This is a genomic window from Candidatus Sarmatiella mevalonica (assembly GCF_016751895.1).
Lineage (GTDB): Bacteria > Pseudomonadota > Alphaproteobacteria > Rickettsiales > Rickettsiaceae > Sarmatiella > Sarmatiella mevalonica.
The window spans coordinates 1-3,802 of sequence record NZ_JACVVM010000088.1 but is presented as its reverse complement, the minus strand read 5'-3'; the positions used below and the strand labels follow the sequence as shown (position 1 = coordinate 3,802).

Here is a 3,802-nt window from a genome sequence, read left to right as displayed (position 1 = left end):
GCAAAAGAAATACAACCATATTGTATCTAAGAGGCGGATCAAGGTTGAGAATATTATTGCAGAGCTAAAGAATTTTCGTATTTTATCTCATAGATATCGCAATAAGCGTAGGGGTTATAATCTAAAGTTTAATATTGTTGCTGGAATTGTTAATTTCAAAAATGATTTCGTTAATAAATTACTTGCCGCTTGATGCTAAAATAATCACGAACAACCTTCTTCACCCCTCGCATTGGCTAATTGTTAATTAAATACTTACGCAAGAGGTCTAGTCCTCACGTACTTCATGTACGCTGCGGCTCTGTGCTTCGTATGCTCCTCGCATTTGCTCATCATGAGTGAGTTTCGAAAGAGGTCTAATTCACCAATCACGATCATCATAAAAATACTTTTACTCATATATTTGAGCGTGTTTGCAATGAGCATCAGATAGAGCATAAAAAGACTAAGATCAAGCGTCCTTGGACTAATGGGTAGGTAGAGCGAATGAACAGAACGCTCAAAGAAGCAACTGCAAACAATTTCCATTATGCATCTCATGATGAGCTGAAACAGCATCTGCATGCTTATTTGATGGCTTATAACTTCGCTAAACGACTTAAAGCTATCAAAGGTAAAACTCCTTGGCAATTTATTTTAAATCAGTGGACAATTCATCCTGAATATTTTATACTTAATCCTAACCATTTCTTACTGGGGCTAAACAGTAAGGGAGGTAAGAATTAGCCGCGAAAGTTATGGCTTAAAAAATAAAAGCTTTAAAAATTAAAAGATATGTGAGTTTTGCCATTAACATCGTCAGTCAAAATTACACCCTCCACTAACAATTGCTGTCTAATATCATCTGCCTCTGCCCAATTTTTCCGTAGCTTTGCAAATTTGCGAGCAATAACCATTGCATACACTTTGCACATCCACTTGCAACGCTCATCACTCGCGCCTTTGCCAACCAGAGCTAGGTGTGGTTGGCGTTTTGCATTGGCGTGGGCATTGGCATCACTAAGGGGCGAATAAATTGTTAACCCTAAGATCTGCATTGTAGACAATAGATATTGAGCATATTTTTCTTGCTCTTGCCCGTTTTTAGCGCTCCGCATTTTCTTAGCATAGCTATACATATGGGTAATGGTTTGAGGTGTGTTTAGGTCATCACTTAAGCTCTGCATTACCTCTGGAGGTAAGAGGTAGTTTTGAGGATTTGGTATGCAAGTATCGTTACCATCGCGCACATCTGTTATGCTAAGAGCTTTATAGCAGTAGTCTAGAGTTTTTTTGGCGTCCTCTAGGAGTTTTTTATTAAAGTTCATGGGTTTATGATAGTGAGTTGCTAGTAACGCTAGTCTCAGCACATTGCCACACGCGCCTTGGTCACGCAGATCTTTAACAGTGATGAAGTTATTTAAAGATTTGCTCATTTTTTCTCCATTCACCATCACAAATCCGTTATGTATCCAATATCTTGCAAAGCTCGCATCTTTGAAAGCGCATTTGCTTTGGGCAATTTCATTTGTGTGATGTGGAAAGATGAGGTCCACCCCTCCACCGTGAATATCAAAGCTATGACCTAAATATTTATAAGACATAGCCGAGCACTCTATGTGCCAGCCAGGCCTACCTAAGCCCCATGGGCTTTCGAAGCTTGCCGATTCTTCAGTAGAATAGTGACGCGGCTCTAGTTCTGACAAAAACTGCGCCGCCTCTTCTACGCGCAAATCCTTGGGCGGTTCAGTATATTGGTCGTTCTGCGCGTGGTATGGCTCATGCATTACCCCCGCTTGAGCGCGTTGTGCGCCAGGTTTAGCGCAACCCTTCCATAAAACAAAGTCTGCTTGATGCTTCTTGTTTTGCTCTTGCTCGCATCTAGTATTAGTTAGCATTTGCGTTAAACTTCTGCCTGAAAGACTCGTATAATCTTTAAAACTACTCACGGAGAAATACACATCATTACCCGCACAATAGGCATGGCCATTTTGCAGCAAGCGTTGTATGATGTGTATCATATCTGAGATATGCTCCGTTGCTTTTGGCTGAACGGTAGGCTCTAGACAGTTCAGATACTCCATGTTTACAAGGAAGGCTTCTGTAGTGGTTGAGGTGAGTTCTTGAATAGAGATGTTGAGCTCTTGGGCGCGCATTATAATTTTGTCATCAACATCTGTGATGTTGCGCACATATAATACGTTTGGATAGATATAACGTAGTAGTCTATAGAGTAAGTCGTATACTACAGCTGATCTTGCATTGCCAATGTGTATGTGGTCGTATACTGTAGGACCGCACACATACATAGTAATTTTTTCCTGATTAATGGGAGTGAAAACTTCTTTTTGCTTACTTAGGCTATTGTAGAATGAAAGAGACATAAATTAATAAGTAATAAATAGAGTAATAAAGTAAAGAATTATCGACAGATTTTGCTTAGGAATTGTAATGTATAAACAGGGAATTGTAAATAAAATAAAAAAAATACCTATTAGTATTATCTTGGTAATAGCGTTGCTTTCAGGATATGGAGTGATGGCGCTATACTCCATCTCTTTTGGACAAGATGATGGTTTGGCCTATACTCAGGCTGTTAGAACTGTTGTATTGTTTGTAGTGATGATTTTTGTGGCTTTGCTCGATATTCAAATAATCTATCGTTGTGCTTACTATTTGTATGCGCTTGCTGTTTTGTTGTTATTGGGAGTGGAGTTTGTTGGAGTAAGCGCAATGGGCGCTAAACGATGGATTAATTTAGGTGTATTTAAACTCCAGCCAGCTGAGTTGTTTAAGTTTGCGCTTATCTTAATGCTTTCACGTTTTTTTCATAAATGTAAAGAGGAGCAGATTAGTGATTTAAAGACATTATGTCTTTTATCAGTTATAGTGTTAGCGCCCATTGCATTGATTATAAAGCAGCCAGACTTAGGTACGGGACTGCTTGCGCTAGGTGTCGTGATAGCGATTTTTTTTGCTGCTGGGCTTGCTGCTAAGATATTCTTATGGGCAGCATTGTTGTGTATTTGCGCTTCACCAATAGCATGGAGTATGATGCATGATTATCAGAAGAAAAGAGTATTGGTGTTTTTAAACCCAGAACTCGACCCGTTAGGTGCGGGATATAACATTTTGCAATCTAAAATTAGTATTGGTTCTGGAGGTTTGTTTGGCAAGGGGTTCGGTAAGGGAACGCAAACGCACCTAAACTTCCTGCCGGAACATGAGACAGACTTTGCATTTGCTGGACTTTCCGAAGAATTTGGCTTTATAGGGTGCGTAGTTTTAATTGTATTATACATGCTGCTTTGTGTTTTATCTTTATGGATTGCTATGCATTGCCATGCAGTCTTTGCAAAAATGAATGTTGTGGGGGTGGTAAGTATGCTTTTTATACACTTTATTATTAATATTGGAATGGTAACGGGATTGCTGCCGGTAGTTGGTATACCTTTGCCATTTGTTTCTTATGGTGGCACTATTCTTGCATCTGCTTTTTTGGGTATGGGATTAATATTAAATAGTGTTGTGCATGAGGGGTGTAGGATAGAGGTAGGGTTTTAGTATATCTAGGCAGTATCGACATTAGACCTCTTGCGTAAGTATATAGAATTGGAAATTACTTACAGGGAGGGGTTGATATTTTTTATAAAGCGTGTATAGAACTTAATTTTTAACCAACAAGAGACTACACACAATGATAAGATACAGTAAAATTGCTAAACATCCAAGAGTTTTTTTAAGATTATTTGGCATGGAGCTAGAAAAGTTTGAAATAATAATAAAGAAGCTAGAAAAAATCTGGGATAAAAGAGTCGTAGGC

The 3,802-nt window shown here is 38.8% G+C and carries 5 protein-coding genes; 3 read left to right on the top strand and 2 right to left on the bottom strand.

The genetic code is table 11. From position 1 onward, the window contains the following. Positions 1-193 (top strand): transposase family protein (locus Sarmat_RS06145; protein WP_341826613.1); only part of this gene is annotated, 193 nt, incomplete at its 5' end. Between the two features lie 62 nt (positions 194-255). Here the strand turns inward: Sarmat_RS06145 and Sarmat_RS07180 are convergent. Continuing rightward, entirely contained in the window at positions 256-381 is a 126-nt protein-coding gene (locus Sarmat_RS07180) for a hypothetical protein (RefSeq protein ID WP_279611775.1), read from the bottom strand. A gap of 105 nt (positions 382-486) precedes the next feature. On the opposite strand from Sarmat_RS07180, the gene Sarmat_RS06140 reads away from it, so the two are divergent. Beyond that, a complete protein-coding gene (locus tag Sarmat_RS06140; protein WP_202149893.1) occupies positions 487-726 on the top strand; it encodes an IS3 family transposase in 240 nt (79 codons plus the stop codon). Positions 727-758: 32 nt separating this feature from the next. On the opposite strand, the gene Sarmat_RS06135 is transcribed toward Sarmat_RS06140, so the two are convergent. Beyond that, positions 759-2,363 carry a cysteine--tRNA ligase gene (locus Sarmat_RS06135; RefSeq protein WP_202149892.1) on the bottom strand — a complete coding sequence of 535 codons (1,605 nt, stop codon included), beginning with the start codon at positions 2,361-2,363 and terminating at the stop codon, positions 759-761. Positions 2,364-2,430: 67 nt separating this feature from the next. On the opposite strand from Sarmat_RS06135, the gene rodA reads away from it, so the two are divergent. Next, positions 2,431-3,543 carry a rod shape-determining protein RodA gene (gene rodA / locus Sarmat_RS06130; protein WP_202149891.1) on the top strand — a complete coding sequence of 371 codons (1,113 nt, stop codon included), beginning with the start codon at positions 2,431-2,433 and terminating at the stop codon, positions 3,541-3,543. Positions 3,544-3,802 lie beyond the last annotated feature (259 nt).